This window comes from Rhodococcus sp. X156, assembly GCF_004006015.1.
In the GTDB taxonomy this organism is placed as follows: domain Bacteria; phylum Actinomycetota; class Actinomycetes; order Mycobacteriales; family Mycobacteriaceae; genus X156.
On the sequence record NZ_CP034766.1, the window covers coordinates 911,693 to 932,928 of the forward strand.

The window sequence follows — 21,236 nt, forward strand, 5'->3', positions numbered from 1 at the left end:
TTCTGTCCTACCCGGCGGGCACGTGCCCGCCGGGCAGGACAGCCGATCCAGGGACCAGGAAGGAGTGAGGACGCGTGCGCATCGACCTGCACACCCACTCGAAGGTCTCGGACGGGACCGACACCCCCGCCCAGCTGGTGACCGCCGCCGCCGCGGCGGGGCTGGACGTGGTGGCGCTGACCGACCACGACACCACCTCCGGGTGGGCGGAGGCTGCTGCTGCGCTGCCGGAGGGCCTCACCCTGGTGCCGGGCATGGAGCTGTCCTGCGCCTCCCCGGCCGAGGGCTTCGGGCCCGGCGCGGGTGGGCGCCAGGTCGCGGTGCACCTGCTGGCCTACCTGTTCGACCCCGAGCACCCAGAGCTGGCCGCCGAGCGGCTCCGGCTGCGCGGGGAGCGCACCCGGCGGCTGCGGGTGATGGCGGAGCGGATGGCTGCTGACGGCCTGCCCGTCGACCCCGACGCCGTGCTGTCGGCGGCGGGCCCCTCGGCGGGCCGGCCGCACCTGGCCCGCGCGCTCATGGAGGCCGGAGTGGTGTCCTCGGTGGGCGAGGCGTTCAGCGACCTGCTGTCCAGCCGTGGCCGCTACTACGTGCACAAGGAGGACACCCCGCTGCTGCGCGGGGTGCACCTGGTGGCCGCCGCCGGCGGGGTGAGCGTGCTGGCCCACTGCCGGGCGCAGAGCCGCGGCGCGATGCTCACCGACGACGCCATCGCCGAGCTGGTCCCGGAAGGGCTGGGCGGGGTGGAGGTCGACCACGTGGACCACGACGACCGTGACCGCCGCCACCTGCGCAGCCTGGCCGCCGAGCTGGGGCTGTTCACCACCGGCTCCAGCGACTACCACGGGCGCAACAAGGTGGTGCGCCTCGGCACGCACACCACCGGGCCGCAGGACTACGAGCAGCTGCTGGACGCCGCCACCGGCGCCACGGTGGTGCGGCGGTGAGCGGCCGACGTCGGGCGGTGGCCCCCGGGGGCAGCGACCAGCTGGGCCTCGACGGGATGCCCACGAGGCTGGTCAAGGTCACCCCGTCCAAGCTGGGCACCTGGACCGCCTGCCGCCGCCGCTACCGGATGACCTACCTGGACCGCCCCGCGCCACCCCGGGCCGGGGCGTGGGCGCACAACACCGTGGGCGCGGTGGTGCACGCCGCGCTGCGCACCTTCTTCGACCAGCCCGCCGCCCGCCGCACGGTGGAGGACGCCCGAGCGCAGGTGCGCACCGCGTGGAGCGCGGTGCAGGGCGCCAGCGGGTTCGCCGACGCCGAGCAGTCCGCGCGCTACCGCGAGCGTGCCCAGGACTGGGTGGCCGACTACGTGGAGTCCCTCGACGGTGGCGCGGCCGAGGTGGAGCCCGTGGGCCTGGAGCGCTGGGTGGCCGCCCCGGTGGGCGCCATCGTGGCGGAGGGCCGCGTGGACCGCATTGACGCCCGGGTGAACGAGCAGGCACCGGAGGGCACCGAGCTGGTGGTGGTGGACTACAAGACCGGGCGCCGCCCGCTGACCGTGGACGACGCGCGGGGCTCGCAGGCGCTGGCCCTGTACGTGCTGGCCACCCGGCGCACCCTGCGCAAGCCCTGCCGCCGGGTGGAGCTGCACCACCTGCCCACCGGCGAGGTGCTCGCCTTCGACCACACGCCGGAGTCCCTCGCCCGGCACCAGCAGCGGGCCGAGGAGTCGGCGCAGGAGATCCAGCTGACCACGGACACGCTCGCTGCCGGAGGCGACCCCGACGTGCTGTTCCCGCCGAGCCCGGGGGCGCAGTGCTCCTGGTGCGACGTCCGCCGCAGCTGCGACCTGGGCCGGCAGGCGCCGGAGCTGGCGCCGTGGGCGGGGTTGGCGCCGTGAGCACCGTGCGCAGGAGAGAGACGTACACCGGGGGCCCGAGCGCGGGCGAGCGCCTGGCTGGGCTGGTGCGGATGATCTCCGGGGTGCTCACCGGCGGCCTGGTGATCCTCGCCGTGGTGGTGGTGGGCGCCACGGTGCTGGCCGCGCAGCGCGGGGCCATGGGCCCACCGGCCACCATGATGGCCGCGCACCTGCTGGTGGCGCTGGCCGCGGTGCTGGTGCAGGTCTACGGCGACCGCCGAGGGCCGGCCGCGGCCGTGGGCTCCGCTGCGGTGGTGCTGGCGCTCACGGGTGGTCTGCTGTGGACCCAGTGGTGGAGCTAGCCGCCCGCGCCCAGGCCTGCTGAACGGGCGGGCCCACCCGCACCCGCTCCGGCAGCGCCAGCGCCACGGTGCGCAGCCCGCGCAGCAGCACCCCCGCCGCCAGGTCGGTGGTGGGCAGGCCGGGCAGCCGGTACATCCGCCGCGCCCAGGCCGGCAGCAGGCTGAACCCGAGCAGCGCCACCGCCGACCAGGCCGGGCGTGCCGGGGTGAGCAGCTGCACCCGCCACGGCATCGGCGGCACCAGCAGCACCCGGGCGGCGTCGCGGGTGGCCGAGCTGCACCGCAGCTGCGGGCGCACCCGCTGCAGGTACTGCGCCACCTCCGCCCGGCTGGCGGGCACCTCGTCCGCCCCGAGCAGTCGCGCCGCCCGGACCTGCTCGGCCAGGAACTGGTCCTGCTCGGCCCCGGTGAGCGTCAGGCCGCCGCGCCGCGCCGTGTGCAGGAAGCTGGACACCTCCGTCACGTGCACCCAGGTCAGCAGGTCGGGGTCCTGGGCGGAGTAGCGCAGACCTGTCACCGCGTCGGTGCCGTGCACCAGGGTGTGCATCTGGCGCACCCGGGCCGCCACGGACTCCACCTGCGCGGTGGGGCTGAACCCCACGGTGCTGACGTACTCGGCGGTGTGGCGCAACCGTGGCCAGAAGCTCGCCTGGTAGTCGGAGTGCTCGTAGACCCCGGCCATCGCCAGCGGGTGCAGCGCCTGCAGGAACAGCGCCCGCAGCCCGCCGATCCCCATGGCCGGGTCGGCCAGCACCCGCCAGGTGATGCTGTCCGGGCCGAACAGGCCGAGGTCCTCAGCCGGGTCGGTGGCTGCGCCCGGCTGTGGGTTCGCGGTGAGCGGGGGCATCGTCCCAGCATGGCCCTGGTGCGGGACGCGCGCTAGCAGAGCTGCGTTGCTGCGCCTGACCGCGGTCCCGGCGTGGGAGTATCTGCCGGTGACCTTCACCCTGGCGGTAGCGAACCAAAAAGGCGGAGTGGCCAAGACCACGACGGTGGCGTCCCTGGGGGCGGCGCTGGCGGCGCTGGGGCGACGAGTCCTGCTCGTCGACCTCGATCCGCAGGCCTGTCTCACCTTCAGCCTGGGCCACGACCCGGACGGGCTCACCGCCTCTGCCCACGAGGTGCTGCTCGGCGACGCCACCGCCGCGACGGTGCTGCTGGACGTGGTCGAGGGCCCGCGCCTGATGCCGGCGACCATCGACCTGGCCGGCGCGGAGGCGATGCTGCTGATGCGCCCGGGCCGGGAGTACGCGCTCAAGCGGGCGCTGGCCACCGTGGCCGACGACTTCGACGTGGTGATCATCGACTGCCCCCCGTCGCTGGGGGTGCTCACCCTCAACGGGCTGACGGCCGCCGACGCGGTGCTGGTGCCGCTGCAGTGCGAGACGCTGGCGCACCGCGGGGTGGGACAGCTGCTGCGCACGGTGGCCGACGTGCAGGCCATCACCAACCCTGAGCTGGCGATGCTGGGCGTGCTGCCCACGCTGTACGACTCGCGCACCACCCACAGCCGGGACGTGCTCGCCGACGTCGCCGACCGCTACCAGCTGCCCCTGCTGTCGCCCCCGATCCCGCGCACGGTGCGCTTCGCCGAGGCGTCGGCGTCGGGCAGCTCGGTGCTCACCGGTCCACGCAACAAGGGCGCCCAGGCCTACCGCGAGCTGGCGGAGAACCTGCTGGCGCACTGGGACGACGGGGCGCAGCTGGTGACGGTCGACGTCGCCGTCAGCTGAGCGCCACCACCGTCGCACCGCGCTGCTCCAGCACCACCGTCCCGGCCACCGCCAGCTCCAGCGCCTGGCCGGGAGGTACTGACCCCGCCGGACGCGGCACGTCGATGGTGCGCATCCGCAGACCGGTGGCGGGGGAGAGCACCGCGATGCCCTCCGGCACCGGCAGCAGCAGCTGCGTGGCCATCTCCACCCCGGGGCCCAGCGCACCGGGCTGCGCCCACGCGGTGGAGTAGTCGCCGGTGCCCAGCGCCACGGTGGCGCGACCGGTCCACCACAGCAGGGTGGAACCCAGCGTGGTGGTGGGCTCCACCAGGCGCGCACCCTCGGCTGAGCCGGTGCGCGGGGGCGGGGCGTCGGCGGCGGCCACCGGGACGGTGCTCACCGGCCGCGCGCCGGAGTCGTAGACGGTGAGGACGGGCTGCTCACCGGGCAGGTAGACCACGGTGCGGTCGCCGGCCTCGGCCACCGCACGGGCGCCGTCCACGCCCAGCAGGGTGGTCGCCAGCTCGGCGGGCTTGGTGGCGTCGTCGGGGGTGGGGCCGAACAGCGAGAGCCGTTCGCCGGCCTCGCCGGGGCAGGAGAAGACCACCGCGACGCGGCTGGTGGAGGAGGCCACCGATCGGATCGCGCACCCCTCGCGGGGCTGCGAGCCGGGGTTGACCGGGGCGTCCACCCGGCCCAGCTCCATGGTGCGCACCAGGTCCGAGCGCCACACCTCGGTGCGGGTGGAGCCGATGGAGGCGAGGTAGACCCCGTCGCCGAGCAGCGTCACCTGGTCGTCGGCCAGGCTGGTCCGCTGCGCGCCGCGGGCTCCGGTGGAGGCCTGCAGCGCGGTGACGTCGCTGCAGCCGCGGTTGGTGCGGTACACCGCGACCACCAGGCTCCACTGCCCGGCTGCGGCACACAGCGTGCTGTTGGCGCGGGTGTAGCTCCACCGGGTCTGCCCGGTGCTGGGCGTGCGCCCGGCCACCTCGGAGCCGTCGGCGGTGGCCACCACACCACCGGCGACCACCGGGGCGGTGGTGGCGGCTGACGGCGCCTGCCAGGACTCGCTCAGCGTCGGTGGCACCCTGGTCGCGGCGACCAGCGCGGCGGCGGGCTCCTCGGCGACCATCGAGGTGGTGGCCCGGGCGTCGCTGCGCCACCACAGCAGCGCTGCGGCCACCACGACGACCAGGACGATCGCCGTGGCGGCCAGCACGTCAGCTCGCGTGCGCCGCTCCGGTGCCAGCACGGGGGAGCAGGTCAGTCAGCGCTGACGGTGCTGGTGGCCGGCGTCTCGCCCGAGGCGTTGACGCCCGATCCGCCGCGACGGCGACGACGGCGCTTGCGGGGTGCGTCGCCGCCCTCGCCACCCTCGGTGCCTGCCGTGGACGGAGCGACCGTGGCCTGGGTGCCCTCACCCGTGCCGGCGGGCGCACCGTCGGCGGAGCCGCCCCGGGTGCGCTTGCGCGGTCCGCGGCGACCGGCCCCTGCGGGCTTGTCGGTGCCCTCCTGGCGGCTGCCGTGCTCGTGCCGGTCGCCGCCGGCGGAGCGGCCCTGGCCGCCGGAACGAGCGCTCTTGCCGCCGGTGCGGGAGCCGGGCAGGTCCTCGAGCACCTCGGCGCCGAGGCCGGCGCGGGTGCGCTCGGCCCGGGGCAGGCGGCCGGTGATCCCCTCGGGGATGTCGAGGTCGCTGAACAGGCGCGGCGAGTTGGAGTAGGTCTCCTCGGGCTCGGGCAGCCCCAGGCCGAGCGCCTTGTCGATCAGCTGCCACTTGGGCAGGTCGTCCCAGTCCACCAGGGTGACCGCCACACCGGTCTTGCCGGCCCGGCCGGTGCGGCCGATGCGGTGCACGTAGGTCTTCTCGTCGTCCGGGCACTGGTAGTTGACCACGTGCGTGACGTCGGTGACGTCGATGCCGCGGGCCGCGACGTCGGTGGCCACCAGCACGTCGATCTTGCCGGTGCGGAACGCGCGCAGGGCCTGCTCACGGGCGCCCTGGCCGAGGTCGCCGTGCACGGCGCCCACGGCGAAGCCGCGGTCGGCGAGCTCGTCGGCGACCTTCTGCGCGGTGCGCTTGGTGCGGGTGAAGATCATGGACAGGCCGCGGTCCTTGGCCTGCAGCACCCGGCTGAGCATCTCCACCTTGTCCATCGCGTGGGCGCGGTAGATGTGCTGGGTGGTGCGATCGTGCACCGCGGAGGAGTCCGGCTCCTCGGCGCGGATGTGCGTGGGCTGGGTGAGGAAGGTGCGGGCCAGGGTGATGATCGGGCCGGGCATCGTGGCGGAGAACAGCATGGTCTGACGCTTGTCCGGCACCATGCGCAGGATGCGCTCGATGTCGGGCAGGAAGCCGAGGTCGAGCATCTCGTCGGCCTCGTCGAGCACCAGGACGCCGATCTTGCCGAGCACCAGGTGGCCCTGCTGGGCCAGGTCGAGCAGGCGGCCGGGGGTGCCGACGACGACGTCGACGCCCTTCTGCAGCGCCGCGACCTGGGGCTCGTAGGGGCGCCCGCCGTAGATGGACAGCAGCCGGATGCCGAGGTGCTTGCCCGCGTCCTTGAGGTCCTGGGTGACCTGCACGCACAGCTCGCGGGTGGGCACCACGATGAGGGCGCGGGGGGTGCCGTCCAGGGTGGTGGTGCCGGAGCCGTCGGTGGTGATGCGGTGCAGCAGCGGCACGCCGAAGCCCAGGGTCTTGCCCATGCCGGTGCGAGCCTGGCCGATCAGGTCGTCGCCGGCCAGCGCCAGCGGCAGGGTGAGCTCCTGGATGGCGAAGGTGCGCTCGATGCCCACCTCGTTGAGGGCCTCGACGATCTCCGAGCGCACGCCCAGCTCGGCGAAGGACGGCGACTGCGGGGCCACCGGCGCGTCGCCCACCAGGGGCTTGGCGATGGCGTCCTCGGGGGCGGTGCCCGCGGCGGTGTGGTCGACGCTCTGGTCGACGACGTTCTCGTTCACGGCGGTGTCCGTGGAGGTGGTGTCTGTGTCGGAAAGCGGTGAAGTAGTCAGGGGTCGTGCCTCTCTCGGGCCAGCACGCACCTGACGGATCCGGTTGGCAGACCCGGCCTGCACTCCGTGAGGCGCCCCCGCTGCGGCTGCCGCTGAGCGGCTCCGGCGAGGCGCGGCAGCGTGGGAGGCTGGTGCGCGCGCAGTTTCTGAGCACCCGCATGTCGCTTGGTGCTCGAACTACATGGTAACCGCAACTGGCACTGAAGTGGTCTCACCATGACAGATGCGACACGCGTCGGCCGGACTAGGCTCACGCCCCATGAGCATCGCCGAGAGCGCCGAGGTCAGCGCTGCACTGCACCCGGGCGTGGTCGACCTGATGGGGGTGCTGGCCTACGGCGAGCTGTCGGCCTTCGACCGGCTCGCCCAGGACTCGCGCACTGCACCCACCCTCGACGGCCGGGCGGCGCTGGCGTCCATGGCCGCAGCGGAGATGGGCCACTACCACCAGGTGGAGGCCTTCCTGGCCGAGCGCGGGGTGGCGGTGCAGGAGGCCATGCAGCCCTTCATCGCCCCGCTGGACTCCTACCACGAGTTCACCGCTCCCGACTCGTGGCTGGAGTCGCTGGTCAAGGCCTACGTGGGCGACGGGCTGGCGGCCGACTTCTACCGGGAGATCGCCGGGGCGCTGGACGAGGAGACCGGGGCGACCGTGCGCGCCGTGCTGGCCGACACCGGCTACTCCGCCTTCGCCGAGCAGGAGGTGAGTGCGGCCTGCGCCGCCGACCCCGCGCTGGCCGCCCGGCTGACGCTCTGGGGGCGACGGCTGCTGGGGGAGGCCGTGACCCAGGCCCAGCACGTGGTGGCCCGGCGCGACGACCTCGCCGAGCTGCTCATCACCAGCACCTCCGGGCTGGTCGGCTTCGCCCAGCTGTTCCGGCGCCTGCAGAACCAGCACACCCGGCGGATGCGCGCCATGGGACTGGGCTGACGCTCTGCTCCTCGGCTGCGGGCCCCGGGTTCGCTGTGGGCCCGGGTTCGCTGGGGGCCCCGGTTTCGCTGACAGCACAGCCGCGGGGTGCGTCCAGCGAGGGCGGCTGCACTAGCCTTCGGGCCGTAGGTAGTTGTCTGTGGACCGGAGGTTCCCCGTGGAGGTCAAGATCGGCATTGCGGAAAGTCCGCGCGAGCTGCTGGTGAGCAGCAGCCAGTCGCCGGACGAGGTCCAGGAGCTGGTCGACGCTGCCCTCAAGGGTGCGCGCGACGGAGTGCTGGCCCTCACCGACGACAAGGGACGCCGCTTCGTGCTGCCGTCCTCGCGCATCTCCTACGTCGAGATCGGCCCTGCTGACGGCCGCCGCGTGGGGTTCGGAACAGCCTGATCGCCCACCCGGACGGGCCGACGGGGACGATCCTTGCCCCGCGGCTCGTCCGGCCGGGTCTCAGCTCGGTCCGGCCGGCTCCCGCTCCTGTCCCGCGTGCAGCGGCAGGTGGCCGACCCCGGCCCAGGCCAGCGAGCTGATGATCTCCACCGCCTCTTCCTTGGGCACGGGGCGGTCGGAGTCCAACCAGTAGCGGGCGCCCACCTGGCTGGCGCCCACCAGGCCGGCCGCCAGCAGCCGGGCCCGCTGCGGGTCCAGCCCCGCGTCCGCCATCACCGCCTCGGTGACCGCGTCGATGCACTGCTCGGTTCCCCGGTCCACCCGCTGCTGCACCGACGGCTCGCCCAGCAGGTCGGACTCGAAGACGAGGCGGTAGCCCTGGCCGTCGGCGTCGATGAAGTCGAAGTACGCCGCCACCGCCGCGTGCACCCGCAGCTTGTTGTCCGGCGTGGAGTTGATGGCCTCTCGCACCAGGCGCACCAGGTCGTCGACGTAGCTGTGCAGCAGGTCCAGGTAGAGGTCGAGCTTTCCGGGGAAGTGCTGGTAGAGCACGGGCTTGCTGACCCCGGCGCGGAGCGCGATCTCCTCCATGCCCGTGGCGTGGTAGCCCCGGGCGACGAAGACGTCCCGGGCGGCTGCCATCAGCTGCGCCCGTCGTGCGGTCCGCGGCAGCCGCGCGTTGCGCCGAGGCACCGGGGTCGACCTCGAGGAGCCTGCACTGGCCTGGTCCGTGCCCACGTCCGTCATCAACCCGCCTTCGCTCGCTGGTGTGCCCGCCCAGGTTACTCGCGGGTAATGAGCTCGGGACGCATTCCGCCCACAGGCCGGGACGGCGGCACTGAGTCTGCGGGAGGGGCGCAGATGCCGCATCCTGGTTGCCATGCGCAACGCAGCCCCGGCCACCGTGGTCGCCCCGACCGCCCTCTCCACCGACGTGCACGCCGAGCTGGGTGCCGTCGACCTGACCCGGACGGAGTGGCCGGGGGAGATGGTCGACGTCGGTGGTCGGGCGGTGCACGTGCGCACCACGCCCGGCCCGGAAGGCGCTGTCCCGGCCGTGTACGTGCACGGCCTGGGCGGCTCGGCCACCAACTGGACCGACCTCGCCGGTGCCCTGGCCCCCCTCATGCCGGGCTACGCGCTGGACCTGCCTGGCTTCGGCCGCAGCGAGCCTCCAGCCGACGGTGACTACTCCCTGCCCGGCTGCGCCGACCTGGTGATCGACTACCTCGAGCAGCAACCGGCACCGGTGCACCTCTTCGGCAACTCCATGGGTGGGGCCATCGCCATCCTGGTGGCGGCGCGCAGGCCGGACCTGGTGCAGACCCTCACGCTCGTCTCGCCGGCGGTGCCTGACCTGCGTCCGGACCCGCGGCGGGTGTCCGACCTGCGGATGGTGCTCGCGGTGGTCCCCATCATCGGACGGCTGGTGCGCCAGCAGCTGGCCGAGACCCCGGCCGAGCGGCGGGCCGAGCAGATGATCCGGCTGTGCTTCGCCGACCCGGACGCGGTGCCGGAGAACAAGATCGCGGCGGCGGTGCAGGAGGCCGACGAGCGGAAGGGGCAGTCGTGGGCGTCGTCGGCGCTGAACAAGTCCTTCAACGCCATCCTGCAGACCTGGGTGACCCTGCCGCACCGCTCGCTGTGGTCGGTGGCCGGCAAGGTGCAGGCCCCGACGCTGGTGGTGTGGGGCACCAAGGACCGGCTGGTGACCGTGGAGCGCGCCCCCAAGCTGGTCGCGGTGATCCGGCGCAGCCGCCTGCTGGTGTTCAACCAGGTGGGGCACGTCGCGCAGATGGAGCGGCCGGTGGCCGTGGCTCGGGCCGTCCGCGGGATGCTGCAGGAGGTGCAGGAGGGCCAGTGGTGAGCGTGCCTCGGCGCCGGGCACGGCCCGGTGTGGCAACCTGGGCGCCGTGAGCCGGCCACCGGAAGACCGCGACGGCGACGAGCGGCCGGTGCCCCGCCCGACCGGTCTGCCCGCTTCGCGCCGCGGACCGCTGGGCCGCTTCGTGGCCGCCTACGGCTGGCGGGCCTACGCCGTTCCGCTGCTGGTGGTGCTCACGGTGATCGCCAGCGTGGGCGTGGTGCGCTCGGGGCCCAGCACCGCCACCTCGGCGGAGTCCGCGCCCCCGCAGCCCGCCCCCGGCACCCAGCTGGCCGGCTCCGGGACGACTGCCGAGCAGAGCGCGGTGCCGGGTCCCCCGGGCGACGGCACCTTCGCCCCCGACGTCCCCTCCGGGGTGCTCCCGAACGGCGGCCCCGTGCCCGACGTGCCCACCCGCACCTGGCACGTGGTGCCGGGAACGGGTCCCCGGGTGGGCGCGGAGACCGCCCAGCTGACCACCTACTCCGTCGAGGTGGAGGACGGCATGGACACCGCCTCCTTCGGCGGCGAGGAGTCGTTCGCGCGGATGGTGGACGAGACACTCAGCAACCCCAAGAGCTGGACCGGCGAGCTCAAGCACGCCTTCCAGCGGGTGGACTCCGGTCAGCCGGCGCTGCGGATCTCGCTGGCCACGCCGACCACGGTGCGCGAGGTCTGCGGCTACACCATCAAGCTGGAGGTGTCCTGCTACACCAGCGACCTCGACCGGGTGGTGCTCAACGTGGCTCGGTGGGTCCGCGGCGCGGTGGACTTCCAGGGTGACATCGGCTCCTACCGGCAGTACGCGATCAACCACGAGGTGGGGCACGGCATCGGCTACGCCGCCCACCAGGCCTGCGCGTCCGACGGCGGCCTGGCGCCGGTGATGATGCAGCAGACCATCAGCACCGCCAACAACACCATCGCCACGGTGGACCCCGGCGGTGTCGTGCCCGCCGACGGGTTCGCCTGTCGCTTCAACCCGTGGCCGTTTCCGCGCGGCTGAACAGCTCGGGAAGCCCCACGGCACTCCGCGCGTTGCAGGGTTGGAGAATCGCTTCTCGACACGCACGCACGCTCACGCAACGTCGCGCACCCCGCACGTGCGACGCACCGCCCGAACAGGAGAAACCATGGCGAGCGCCACCCAGCTGCCACCGCTGGTCGAACCAGCCGCCGAGCTGACCAAGGAGGAGGTCGCCCGCTACAGCCGGCACCTCATCATCCCCGACGTCGGCATGGACGGACAGAAGCGGCTGAAGAACGCCAAGGTGCTGTGCATCGGCGCCGGCGGGCTCGGCTCGCCCGCGCTGCTCTACCTGGCCGCCGCCGGGGTGGGCACGCTGGGCATCGTCGACTTCGACGTGGTCGACGAGTCCAACTTGCAGCGCCAGGTCATCCACGGCCAGTCCGACCTCGACAAGCCCAAGGCCGTCAGCGCCAAGGAGTCGATCGAGGAGATCAACCCGCTGGTCAACGTGGTGCTGCACCAGGTGCGCCTGGAGGCCGACAACGTCCTGGACATCTTCCGCGACTACGACCTCATCCTGGACGGCACCGACAACTTCGCCACCCGCTACCTGGTGAACGACGCCGCGGTGCTGCTGGGCAAGCCCTACGTGTGGGGCTCCATCTACCGCTTCGAGGGCCAGGCGTCGGTGTTCTGGGAGGACGCGCCCAACGGCAAGGGCCTGAACTACCGGGACCTGTACCCGGAGGCGCCGCCGCCGGGCATGGTGCCCTCCTGCTCCGAGGGTGGGGTGCTGGGCATCCTGTGCGCCTCCATCGGCTCGATCATGGGCACCGAGGCCATCAAGCTGATCATGGGCATCGGCGAGCCGCTGCTGGGCCGGCTGATGGTCTACGACGCGCTGGACATGACCTACCGCACCATCAAGCTGCGCAAGGACCCCGAGGCCACCAAGGTCACCGAGCTCATCGACTACGAGGCGTTCTGCGGCGTGGTCTCGGACTCCGCGCGGGAGGCGGCGACCGGCAGCACCATCACCGCCCCTGAGCTCAAGGACATGATGGACGCCGGCAAGGACTTCGAGCTGATCGACGTCCGCGAGCCGGTGGAGTGGGACATCGTCCGCATCCCTGGCGCCAGGCTCATCCCCAAGGACCGCATCCTCTCCGGCGAGGCACTGTCGGAGCTTCCGCACGACAAGCCGATCGTGCTGCACTGCAAGTCCGGGGTGCGCTCGGCCGAGGCGCTCGCCGCGATCAAGAAGGCGGGCTTCTCCGACGCCACGCACCTGCAGGGTGGTGTGCTCGCCTGGGCCAAGCAGGTGGACACCTCGCTGCCGACCTACTAGGACCGGCCAAGCTGCACCACCGGGCATGCCTCGGTGCATGGTGTTCCCGGCCCTTGTCGCCCTTCTCTGGCGTTGCCAGGGGCGACAAGGGCCCGGAACGCCCCGGGGATCCGGTGGTCGACAGGGCCGCACCGGTAGCCTGCGACGAGTGAGTGTCACTGATGCGTCCACCCCGCAGGCGAGCCCTGCGGACGAGCCACCTCCGCACGTGCTGGCCACCTTCGGCCTGCGCAACGTGGAGCCGGAGCCGCTGGGCTCGGAGTGGAGCAGCGGGTGGCGCTGCGGGGACGTGGTCCTCACCCCGGGTGCCGACCACGCCCGCGCCACCTGGTCAGCCGGGGTGCGCGAGACGCTGGTGATCGACCGCGTCCGTCTGGCCCGCCCGGTGCGCTCCACCGACGGCCGCTGGGTGGTCTCCGGCTGGACGGCCGACACCTTCCTCACCGGTCAGCCCGAGCCCCGCCACCTCGAGGTGGTCGAGGTCGCCCAGCGTCTGCACACCGCGCTGGAGAGCGCCAAGCGTCCCCGGTTCCTCACCGGTGCCGTGGACCCGGCCGACTTCCTCGCCGTCGCCGACGCGGCGGCCTGGGCGGAGCGCCCGGCCGGTGCGGGCCTGGAGGTGCTGCTGGCCAGCGACCTGTGGCAGGAGCTGGCCGAGGCGCGCACGCCGGTGGAGTCCCCGGCGCAGCTGGTGCACGGTGACCTGTTCGGCACGGTGCTCTTCGCCGGTGCCGCCGAGCCCGGCATCACCGAGCTCACCCCCTTCTGGCGCCCGGCCGCGTGGGGCTCCGCCGTGGCGGTGGTGGACGCCCTCGCCTGGGGCAACGCCGACGAGGAGCTGCTGACCAGCGGGGAGCAGCTGCCGGAGTGGCCGCAGATGCTGCTGCGCGCGCTGCTGTTCCGGCTGGCGGTGCACGCCCTGCACCCGCACTCCACGCCCGAGGCGCTGGACGGGCTGCTGCACACCTCGGTCCTGGTCCGCGAGCAGCTGTGAGCACCCACCCCAGCACACCCCCGCCCAGCGCCGCTCCCGCCAGCGCTGGTGACGTCGATGCCGCGATGGTGGAGGACGCCGCCCAGCGCCTGGCCGGGCAGGTGCCCACCACCCCGGTGGAGGTCAACCGCCGGCTCTCCGCCCGGGTGGGCGGCACCGTGCTGCTCAAGCGCGAGGACCTGCAGGTGGTGCGCTCCTACAAGGTGCGTGGCGCCTTCAACTTTGTGGCGCAGCTCGACGACGACGAGCGCGCGGCCGGCGTGGTCAGCGCCAGCGCCGGCAACCACGCGCAGGGCCTGGCCTACGCCTGCGCCACCACCGGCGTGCGGGGCCGCATCTACGTCCCCCGCACCACCCCGCGGCAGAAGCGCGACCGCATCGCCGCGCTGGGTGGCGACATGATCGAGCTGATCGTGCTCGGCGACAGCTACGACGACTCCGCCGCCGCCGCGGCGGCCGACTCCGCGCGCACCGGCGCCGTGGTGGTGCCCGCCTTCGACCACCCGCGGACCATCGCCGGGCAGGGCACCGCCCTGGCCGAGGCACTGGCCCAGCTGGACGGCCCGCCCGACACCATCGTGCTTCCGGTGGGCGGGGGCGGCCTGCTCGCCGGCGCGCTGTCCTGGCTGCGGGAGCGCCACCCCGGCATCCGCGTGGTCGGGGTGGAGCCGGCCGGCGCGCAGTGCATGGCCGCCGCGCTGGCTGCGGGTGGTCCGGTGGGCCTGGCCGAGGTGAACCCCTTCGTCGACGGCGCCGCCGTGCGCCGCGCCGGCGAGGTGACCTACCCGATCATCCGCGACTCCGGCGCCGAGCTGGTGAGCGTCGCCGAGGGCCAGGTGTGCGTGGAGATGCTGGCGATGTACCAGACCGACGGCATCATCGCCGAGCCCGCGGGCGCGCTCGCCGCGGCCGCGCTGGGCACCGTGGTGGCGGTGGAGCCCGGCACCACCACGCTGGTGATGGTCTCCGGTGGCAACAACGACGTGAGCCGCTACGGCGAGATCGTCGAGCGCGCGCTGGTGCACGAGGGCCGCAAGCACTACTTCCTGGTGGACTTCCCGCAGGAGCCGGGTGCGCTGCGCGGCTTCCTGGACGAGGTGCTGGGCCCGGACGACGACATCACCCTGTTCGAGTACGTCAAGCGCAACAACCGGGAGCGTGGGCCGGCGCTGGTGGGCATCGAGCTGAGCCGCCCGGACGACCTGCCCGCGCTGCTGGAGCGCATGCGGCTGGCGCCGCCGGACGTGCAGCTGATCCCGCCGGAGAGCCCGATCTTCCGGTACCTGCTGTAGCACCGGGCGCCCGTTGAGCAGGGCCGACGGTGCCCGGCACCTCCTCACACCGTCGCGCGCACGGGCGTGAGGAGGTCGTGACGTCGGGTTCACCGGGCGCAGGCTGGGCGCAACACGACGTCCCTACTGTGGGCCTCCCGCGAGGAGGAGAGGCCCACAGTGACCACGACGCAGGACAGCCACGCGAGCGGCAGCCGGACCCGCAGGCGCAAGCACTACATCGAGCACTGGGACGCCGAGGACGTCGCCGCCTGGGAGGCCGGTGGCAAGAACGTCGCCCGGCGCAACCTCATCTGGTCGGTGGTCGCCGAGCACGTCGGCTTCTCCATCTGGTCGATCTGGTCGGTGATGGTGCTGTTCATGCCGATGTCGGTGTACGGCATCGACGCCGCAGGCAAGTTCTTCCTGGTCGCCGTGCCCACCCTGGTCGGTGCCGTGCTGCGGCTGCCCTACACGGTGGCCACCGCGCGCTTCGGCGGACGCAACTGGACCATCTTCAGCGCGCTGGTGCTGCTGGTGCCCACCCTGCTCACGCTGTACTTCATGCTCAACCCCGCCTCCTACACCACCTACCTGGTGATCGCGGCCTTCGCCGGGGTGGGCGGTGGCAACTTCGCCTCCTCGATGACCAACATCAACGCCTTCTACCCGCAGCGGCTCAAGGGCTGGGCGCTGGGCCTCAACGCCGGCGGCGGCAACATCGGGGTGCCGGCCATCCAGCTGATCGGCCTGCTGGTCATCGCCACCGCGGGCAACCGGTCCCCAGAGCTGGTCTGCGCGGTGTACCTGGTGCTCATCGCCTGTGCCGCCGTCGGGGCCGCGGTGTTCATGGACAACCTGGGCAACCAGCGGGTGAACCTCCGCTCGCTGGGTGACGTGCTGCACTTCCGCGACGCCTGGGTGATGTCCTTCCTCTACATCGGCACGTTCGGCTCGTTCATCGGCTTCAGCTTCGCCTTCGGCCAGGTGCTGCAGATCAACTTCCTGGCCGACCTCACCGGCGGCGGGGCGGTGGCGGCCACGCCGGCCATGCAGGCCGAGGCCGCCCTGCACTCCGCGCAGATCGCCTTCATCGGCCCGCTGCTGGGCTCGCTGTCCCGCCCGCTCGGCGGCATGCTCGCCGACCGCATCGGCGGCGGGCGAATCACCCTCTACACGTTCGTGTCGATGATCGCCGCCGCCGGCGTGCTGGTGGTTGCCGGAACGGTGGACGACGGCGCCGCAGGGGCGGCCAGCGGCACGGTGATGGTCGCCTTCGTCGTCGGCTTCATCCTGCTGTTCATCCTCTCCGGCATCGGCAACGGCTCCACCTACAAGATGATCCCGGCGATCTTCGAGGCCAAGTCGCGCGGTGTGGTCGAGGCCGGCGGCACCGCGGCGGAGGCGGCCGCGTGGTCGCGCACCATGTCCGGGGCGCTGATCGGCATCGCCGGCTCGGTGGGTGCCCTCGGCGGGGTGGCCATCAACCTGGTGCTGCGGGCCTCCTACAACTCCCCGGCCAAGTCGGCGACCATGGCCTTCTGGGTCTTCCTCGGGTTCTACGCGGTGTGTGCCCTGGTCACCTGGGCCATCTACCTGCGCCGCCCCACCCTGCCCGCCGCGAGCGTCGCCGCCAACACGCCCGCCGGTTCGGCCCGGGGCGGCGTCGCATGAGCAGCCGGACCGTGATCGTGGTCGGCCACGGCATGGTGGGCCACCGGTTCGTGGAGGCGCTGCGCGAGCGTGACGTCGACCACACCTGGCAGGTGACGGTGCTCAGCGAGGAACCCGTGGCCGCCTACGACCGGGTCGCCCTCTCCTCCTACGTGGGCGGCTGGGACGCGAGCTCGCTGGCGCTGGCCGGCAACGACTACGCTGGCGACGAACAGGTGCAGGTGCGCCTGGGGGAGACCGCCCTGGCCATCGATCGCGCCGCGCGCACCGTCACCACCACCTCGGGGGAGGTGCTCGGCTACGACGCGCTGGTGCTGGCCACCGGCTCCTCGGCCTTCGTGCCCCCGGTGCCCGGACGCGACTCCGCCGGCTGCTTCGTCTACCGCACCCTGGCCGACCTGGACGGCATCCGCGCCGCGGCTGAGGCGGCCGCGGCCCAGGGTCGTCCCACCGGCGTGGTGGTCGGGGGCGGGCTGCTCGGCCTGGAGGCGGCCAACGCGCTGAACCTGATGGGCATCACCCCGCACGTGGTGGAGTTCGCGCCGCGGCTGATGCCGCTGCAGGTGGACGCCGGGGGCGGCGCGCTGCTGCGCAACCTGGTGGAGAAGCTCGGGCTCACGGTGCACACCGGGGTGGGCACCCAGGAGATCACCGAGCTGCCCGAGGGTGGGCTGCGCGTCGGGCTGTCCGACGGCGGCACCATCGACGCCTCGCTGGTGGTGTTCTCCGCCGGGGTGCGGCCGCGCGACCAGCTGGCCCGCGACGCCGGCCTGGCCGTCGGCGAGCGCGGCGGCGTGCTGGTGGACACCGGCTGCCGCACCAGCGACCCCGCCATCTACGCCGTCGGCGAGTGCGCCGCCATCGAGGGCCGCTGCTACGGGCTGGTCGGTCCCGGCTACGCGTCGGCGGAGGTGGTGGCCGAGCGGCTGCTGCACCGCGAGGCGAGCTTCCCCGGCGCGGACCTGTCCACCAAGCTCAAGCTGCTCGGGGTGGACGTGGCCAGCTTCGGCGACGCCCAGGCGGCCACCCCCGGCGCGCTGGAGGTGGTGCTCAACGACGCCGTCGCCGGGACCTACGCCAAGCTCGTCGTCTCCGACGACGCCCAGACCCTGCTCGGCGGGGTGCTGGTGGGCGACAGCAGCGCCTACGCCACGCTGCGCCCGCTGGTCGGGCACCCGCTGCCTGCCGACCCCGCGGCGCTGATCTCCCCGGCCGGAGCGCAGGTGGGAGTGGGCTCGCTGCCCGACGACGCCCAGGTCTGCTCCTGCAACGCTGTCACCAAGGGCACCATCGGCGCGGCCATCGCCGGCGGCTGCTGCGACGTTGCGGGCCTGAAGGCGTGCACCAGCGCCGGCACCACCTGCGGCAGCTGCGTGCCCATGCTCAAGACGCTGCTGGCCTCGGCGGGGGTGGAGATGTCCACCGCGCTGTGCGAGCACTTCACCCAGAGCCGGGCCGAGCTGTTCGAGATCGTCCGGGCCACCGGCATCCGCACCTTCTCGGCGCTGATCGCCCAGCACGGCAAGGGTGCGGGGTGCGACCTGTGCAAGCCGGTGGTGGCCTCCATCCTCGCCTCGCTGGGCACGGGGCACGTGCTCGACGGTGAGCAGGCGTCGCTGCAGGACACCAACGACCACTTCCTGGCCAACATCCAGCGCAACGGCACCTACTCGGTGGTGCCGCGGGTGCCCGGCGGGGAGATCACCCCGGACAAGCTCATCGTCATCGGCGAGGTGGCCCGAGACTTCGGGCTGTACACCAAGATCACCGGCGGCCAGCGCATCGACATGTTCGGTGCGCGGGTGGAGCAGCTGCCGGCCATCTGGAAGCGGCTGATAGACGCCGGCATGGAGTCGGGCCAGGCCTACGGCAAGTCGCTGCGCACCGTGAAGTCGTGCGTCGGCTCCAGCTGGTGCCGCTTCGGCGTGCAGGACTCGGTGGCCATGGCCGTGGCCCTGGAGAACCGCTACCGCGGGCTGCGGTCGCCGCACAAGATCAAGCTCGGCGTCTCCGGCTGTGCGCGGGAGTGCGCGGAGGCGCGGAGCAAGGACGTCGGCGTGATCGCCACCGACCACGGCTGGAACCTCTACGTCGGCGGCAACGGCGGCTTCACCCCGCGCCACGCCGAGCTGCTGGCCCAGGACCTCGACGACGCGACCCTGGTCAGCTACATCGACCGGTACCTGATGTTCTACGTCCGCACCGCCGACCGGCTGCAGCGCACCGCGCCGTGGATGGAGTCGCTGGGCACCGACGGGCGCACCGGCCTGGAGCACCTGCGGCAGGTGGTGTGCGAGGACAGCCTGGGCATCGGCGCCGAGCTGGAGGCGGCCATGCAGGCCCACGTGGACAGCTACACCGACGAGTGGGCCGGGGTGCTCAACGACCCCGACAAGCTGTCCCGGTTCGTCTCCTTCGTCAACGCCCCGGCCGAGCCCGACCCCACCATCGCCTTCACCGAGGCCGACGGCCGCAAGGTGCCGGTGCTGCTCGGGCTGCCCATCCGCCGCGACGACCGCTCGCCGAGCGTTCCCGACCCCCAGCTGGAGGCAGCGCGATGACCGTCCTGGACACCCCGGCCACCACCTGGGTGGACGCCTGCCCGCTCGACCACCTCATCCCGGGCCGAGGGGTGGCGGTGCTGCTGCCCACCGGCAAGCAGGCCGCGCTCTTCCGGCTGGCCGACGGCAGCCTGCACGCGCTGTGCAACCTGGACCCGTTCTCCGGGGCCGCGGTGCTCTCCCGCGGGCTGGTCGGTGACCGGGACGGCGAGCCCACGGTGGCGTCCCCGCTGCTCAAGCAGGTGTTCTCGCTGCGCTCCGGGGTCTGCCTGGACGACGAGACGGTCGCCGTGCGCGTCTACGATGTCCGAGTCGTGGACACTGGTGCCGGACGAGCGACGGTGCAGGTCGGGGCGCCCCGGACAGCGGCACCCCGGACAGCGGCACCACTGACAGCGGCACCACTGACAGCAGGGCCGTGACGCCCGCACGAACCAGGACGGAGGACGCTGTGGCGGCACCAGCGCAGGACACCTCCGGCCAGCCCCAAGCCCTTGCCGGGTTCACCATCGGGATCACCGCTGCGCGCCGCGCGGAGGACCTGGCCGCGCTGCTGGTGCGCAAGGGTGCCGCGGTGCTGCACGGCCCGTCCATCCGCATCATCCCGGTCGCCGACGACACCGAGCTGGAGCAGGCCACCGAGGCCGTGGTCGCCCACCCGCCGGACATCGTCGTGGCCACCACCGGCATCGGCTTCCGCGGCTGGGTGGACGCCGCCGAGAGCTGGGGCGAGAGCGGCCGGCTGGTGGACGCGCTGCGCGGTTGCCGGGTGCTCTCCCGCGGCCCCAAGACCACCGGTGCCATCCGGGCGGCGGGGCTGCGCGAGGAGTGGTCACCCCAGGGCGAGTCGGCGGTCGAGGTGGCCGAGCACCTGGTGGCCGAGGGCGTGGCCGGCAAGCGCATCGCGGTGCAGCTGCACGGCACCAACACCGAGTGGGAGGTGCAGTACGACATCTGCGCCGCCCTGCGCGACGCCGGCGCCGAGGTGCTGCCCGTGCCGGTGTACCGCTGGCTGCCGCCGGCCGACCTGGCACCGATGGACCGCCTGATCGAGACCTGCGCGTCCGGTGGGCTGGACGCCGTCACCTTCACCAGCGCCCCGGCGGTGGCCAGCGTGCTCAGTCGCGCCAAGGACCTCGGGATCGTCGACCAGCTGAGGGACGCGCTCCGCTCCGGGATGCTGGTGGCGTGCGTGGGACCGGTGACCGCCGGACCGCTGGAGGCCATCGGCGTGCCCACCGCACAGCCCACCCGGGCCCGCCTGGGTGCGCTGGCCCGCTTCCTGGTGGACGAGCTGCCCAGCCGCGTGCCGCAGCTGCAGGTGGCCGGCGCACAGGTGAGCATCCGCGGCCAGGCCGTGGTGGTGGACGGCGAGCTCAAGGCGGTGCCGCCGGCGGGCATGGCGCTGCTGCACGCCCTGGCGCGCCAGCCCGGCCGGGTGCTGTCCATGCAGCAGCTGCTGGCCGAGCTGCCGGGCAACAGCGGCGACACCCACGCCGTCGAGGCTGCGGTGGGCCGGCTGCGTGCCGCGCTCGGCCAGCCCCGGCTGGTGCAGACCGTGGTCAAGCGGGGCTACCGGCTGGCGGTGGAGCCGGTCTGAGCGCACCCGTGCTGCTGCTGGTCGCGCACGGCACGCGTGACCCGCGCGGCGTCGAGCTCGCCAGGCAGCTGGCGAGCGTGGTGGCCGCCGACGGCACCGACGTGCGGCTGGCCTTCGCCGACGTGCTCGGGCCGACGGTGTCGGAGGTGCTGGCCGAGCTCACCGAGCCGGTGGTGGTGGTGCCGGCGTTCTTCGCCGCCGGCTACCACGTGCGCACCGACGTCCCGGCGCAGGTGCGGGCCAGCGGGCACCAGCAGGTGCACGTGACCGCGGCGCTGGGGCCGGACCCGGTGCTGGCCCAGGCCCAGCTGGCGCGGCTGCACGAGGCGGGCTGGCAACCCGGCGAGGCGGTGGTGCTCGCCGCCGTGGGCTCGGCCGACGACCGCGCTCTGGCTGACGTGCGGGCGGCCGGGGACCTGCTGGCCGAGCTGCTCCAGGCGCCGGTGCCGGTGGGCTACCTGGTGGCGGCCCAGCCGCCGGTGGCCGAGGTGGTGGCCGGGCTGCGGGCCGAGGGAGCGGGACGGGTGCTGGTCTCGCCGTACCTGTTGGCGCCGGGGCTGTTCCACACCCGCCTGGCCCAGGCGCGCGCGGACGCGGTGGCCGAGCCGGTGGGGGTGCACCCGCTGCTGGTGGAGCTGGTGCGCCGACGCTACGCGGACGCGCTCGCCGAGCACTGAGCCCACCCGGTTGCCCGCTGGTTCACGGTCGGTCAATATAGAGGCGTGTCTAACTATGA

General features: G+C 73.5%; 20 protein-coding genes. 16 read left to right on the forward strand and 4 right to left on the reverse strand.

Annotated elements, in window-relative coordinates; translation table 11 throughout:
• The first annotated feature begins 74 nt into the window (after positions 1–74).
• Genes ELX43_RS04330 through ELX43_RS04340 form a run of 3 tightly spaced genes read left to right on the forward strand, consistent with a single transcriptional unit; the run spans position 75 to position 2,172 of the window.
• Positions 75–947 carry a PHP domain-containing protein gene (locus ELX43_RS04330; protein ID WP_127782292.1) on the forward strand — a complete coding sequence of 291 codons (873 nt, stop codon included), beginning with the start codon at positions 75–77 and terminating at the stop codon, positions 945–947.
• Positions 944–1,849 (forward strand): PD-(D/E)XK nuclease family protein, encoded by a 906-nt coding sequence (locus ELX43_RS04335; RefSeq protein ID WP_206518105.1) that lies wholly within the window; start codon positions 944–946, stop codon positions 1,847–1,849. The genes ELX43_RS04330 and ELX43_RS04335 overlap by 4 nt, the downstream gene beginning before the upstream one ends.
• Positions 1,846–2,172, forward strand: coding sequence for a hypothetical protein (locus ELX43_RS04340; RefSeq protein WP_241249780.1), 327 nt, complete (start codon positions 1,846–1,848; stop codon positions 2,170–2,172). The genes ELX43_RS04335 and ELX43_RS04340 overlap by 4 nt, the downstream gene beginning before the upstream one ends.
• Here ELX43_RS04340 and ELX43_RS04345 read toward each other — a convergent pair.
• Positions 2,135–3,019, reverse strand: a complete 885-nt coding sequence (locus tag ELX43_RS04345; RefSeq protein WP_127782293.1) for an oxygenase MpaB family protein — start codon at positions 3,017–3,019, stop codon at positions 2,135–2,137. The two genes, ELX43_RS04340 and ELX43_RS04345, sit on opposite strands and share 38 nt — an antisense overlap.
• 88 nt (positions 3,020–3,107) lie before the next feature.
• On the opposite strand from ELX43_RS04345, the gene ELX43_RS04350 reads away from it, so the two are divergent.
• The gene (locus ELX43_RS04350; protein ID WP_127782294.1) at positions 3,108–3,905 is read left to right on the forward strand and encodes a ParA family protein; all 798 of its coding nucleotides are present in this window, start codon (positions 3,108–3,110) and stop codon (positions 3,903–3,905) included.
• Here ELX43_RS04350 and ELX43_RS04355 read toward each other — a convergent pair.
• Both ELX43_RS04355 and ELX43_RS04360 read right to left on the reverse strand, forming a co-directional pair.
• A complete protein-coding gene (locus ELX43_RS04355) occupies positions 3,898–5,139 on the reverse strand; it encodes a hypothetical protein (RefSeq protein ID WP_127782295.1) in 1,242 nt (413 codons plus the stop codon). The genes ELX43_RS04350 and ELX43_RS04355 overlap by 8 nt on opposite strands.
• Positions 5,140–5,150: 11 nt before the next feature.
• The gene (locus tag ELX43_RS04360; protein ID WP_241249859.1) at positions 5,151–6,782 is read right to left on the reverse strand and encodes a DEAD/DEAH box helicase; all 1,632 of its coding nucleotides are present in this window, start codon (positions 6,780–6,782) and stop codon (positions 5,151–5,153) included.
• A 376-nt stretch (positions 6,783–7,158) separates the two neighbouring features.
• Here ELX43_RS04360 and ELX43_RS04365 point away from each other — a divergent pair, with 376 nt between their 5' ends.
• Both ELX43_RS04365 and ELX43_RS04370 read left to right on the forward strand, forming a co-directional pair.
• Positions 7,159–7,830, forward strand: coding sequence for a ferritin-like fold-containing protein (locus ELX43_RS04365; protein ID WP_206518106.1), 672 nt, complete (start codon positions 7,159–7,161; stop codon positions 7,828–7,830).
• A 157-nt stretch (positions 7,831–7,987) separates the two neighbouring features.
• The gene (locus ELX43_RS04370; RefSeq protein WP_127782298.1) at positions 7,988–8,218 is read left to right on the forward strand and encodes a DUF3107 domain-containing protein; all 231 of its coding nucleotides are present in this window, start codon (positions 7,988–7,990) and stop codon (positions 8,216–8,218) included.
• A 60-nt stretch (positions 8,219–8,278) separates the two neighbouring features.
• Here the strand turns inward: ELX43_RS04370 and ELX43_RS04375 are convergent, their stop codons facing one another.
• Positions 8,279–8,965, reverse strand: coding sequence for a TetR/AcrR family transcriptional regulator (locus ELX43_RS04375; protein ID WP_127782299.1), 687 nt, complete (start codon positions 8,963–8,965; stop codon positions 8,279–8,281).
• A 133-nt stretch (positions 8,966–9,098) separates the two neighbouring features.
• On the opposite strand from ELX43_RS04375, the gene ELX43_RS04380 reads away from it, so the two are divergent.
• The 10 genes from ELX43_RS04380 (at position 9,099) to ELX43_RS04425 (ending at position 21,177) form a co-directional block, all read left to right on the forward strand.
• Positions 9,099–10,085 carry an alpha/beta fold hydrolase gene (locus tag ELX43_RS04380; protein WP_127782300.1) on the forward strand — a complete coding sequence of 329 codons (987 nt, stop codon included), beginning with the start codon at positions 9,099–9,101 and terminating at the stop codon, positions 10,083–10,085.
• Between the two features lie 46 nt (positions 10,086–10,131).
• A complete protein-coding gene (locus tag ELX43_RS04385) occupies positions 10,132–11,088 on the forward strand; it encodes a DUF3152 domain-containing protein (protein WP_346773865.1) in 957 nt (318 codons plus the stop codon).
• A 127-nt stretch (positions 11,089–11,215) separates the two neighbouring features.
• Positions 11,216–12,400, forward strand: coding sequence for an adenylyltransferase/sulfurtransferase MoeZ (gene moeZ, locus ELX43_RS04390; protein ID WP_127782301.1), 1,185 nt, complete (start codon positions 11,216–11,218; stop codon positions 12,398–12,400).
• Positions 12,401–12,548: 148 nt separating this feature from the next.
• Positions 12,549–13,394: a TIGR02569 family protein gene (locus ELX43_RS04395; RefSeq protein ID WP_241249781.1), complete on the forward strand. Its 846-nt coding sequence runs from the start codon at positions 12,549–12,551 to the stop codon at positions 13,392–13,394.
• A 65-nt stretch (positions 13,395–13,459) separates the two neighbouring features.
• A complete protein-coding gene (gene ilvA, locus ELX43_RS04400) occupies positions 13,460–14,686 on the forward strand; it encodes a threonine ammonia-lyase IlvA (RefSeq protein ID WP_127784672.1) in 1,227 nt (408 codons plus the stop codon).
• A gap of 159 nt (positions 14,687–14,845) precedes the next feature.
• On the forward strand, positions 14,846–16,339 hold the full coding sequence (locus tag ELX43_RS04405; protein ID WP_127782302.1) for a nitrate/nitrite transporter: 1,494 nt from the start codon (positions 14,846–14,848) through the stop codon (positions 16,337–16,339).
• Positions 16,336–18,900, forward strand: coding sequence for a nitrite reductase large subunit NirB (nirB, locus tag ELX43_RS04410; RefSeq protein WP_127782303.1), 2,565 nt, complete (start codon positions 16,336–16,338; stop codon positions 18,898–18,900). The genes ELX43_RS04405 and nirB overlap by 4 nt, the downstream gene beginning before the upstream one ends.
• On the forward strand, positions 18,897–19,322 hold the full coding sequence (nirD, locus tag ELX43_RS04415) for a nitrite reductase small subunit NirD (protein WP_127782304.1): 426 nt from the start codon (positions 18,897–18,899) through the stop codon (positions 19,320–19,322). Before nirB ends, nirD begins: the two co-directional genes overlap by 4 nt.
• Before the next feature lie 29 nt (positions 19,323–19,351).
• The gene (locus ELX43_RS04420) at positions 19,352–20,500 is read left to right on the forward strand and encodes a uroporphyrinogen-III synthase (protein WP_127782305.1); all 1,149 of its coding nucleotides are present in this window, start codon (positions 19,352–19,354) and stop codon (positions 20,498–20,500) included.
• On the forward strand, positions 20,497–21,177 hold the full coding sequence (locus ELX43_RS04425; protein WP_127784673.1) for a sirohydrochlorin chelatase: 681 nt from the start codon (positions 20,497–20,499) through the stop codon (positions 21,175–21,177). The genes ELX43_RS04420 and ELX43_RS04425 overlap by 4 nt, the downstream gene beginning before the upstream one ends.
• The last annotated feature ends 59 nt before the right edge of the window (positions 21,178–21,236 follow it).

Coding starts and splice junctions, on each gene's coding strand:
- ELX43_RS04380 (WP_127782300.1), top strand. CDS start 9,099: ATGCGCAACGCAGCCCCGGCCACCGTGGTCGCCCCGACCGCCCTCTCC.
- moeZ (WP_127782301.1), top strand. CDS start 11,216: ATGGCGAGCGCCACCCAGCTGCCACCGCTGGTCGAACCAGCCGCCGAG.
- nirB (WP_127782303.1), top strand. CDS start 16,336: ATGAGCAGCCGGACCGTGATCGTGGTCGGCCACGGCATGGTGGGCCAC.
- nirD (WP_127782304.1), top strand. CDS start 18,897: ATGACCGTCCTGGACACCCCGGCCACCACCTGGGTGGACGCCTGCCCG.
- ilvA (WP_127784672.1), top strand. CDS start 13,460: ATGGTGGAGGACGCCGCCCAGCGCCTGGCCGGGCAGGTGCCCACCACC.
- ELX43_RS04375 (WP_127782299.1), bottom strand. CDS start 8,965: ATGACGGACGTGGGCACGGACCAGGCCAGTGCAGGCTCCTCGAGGTCG.
- ELX43_RS04365 (WP_206518106.1), top strand. CDS start 7,159: ATGAGCATCGCCGAGAGCGCCGAGGTCAGCGCTGCACTGCACCCGGGC.
- ELX43_RS04345 (WP_127782293.1), bottom strand. CDS start 3,019: ATGCCCCCGCTCACCGCGAACCCACAGCCGGGCGCAGCCACCGACCCG.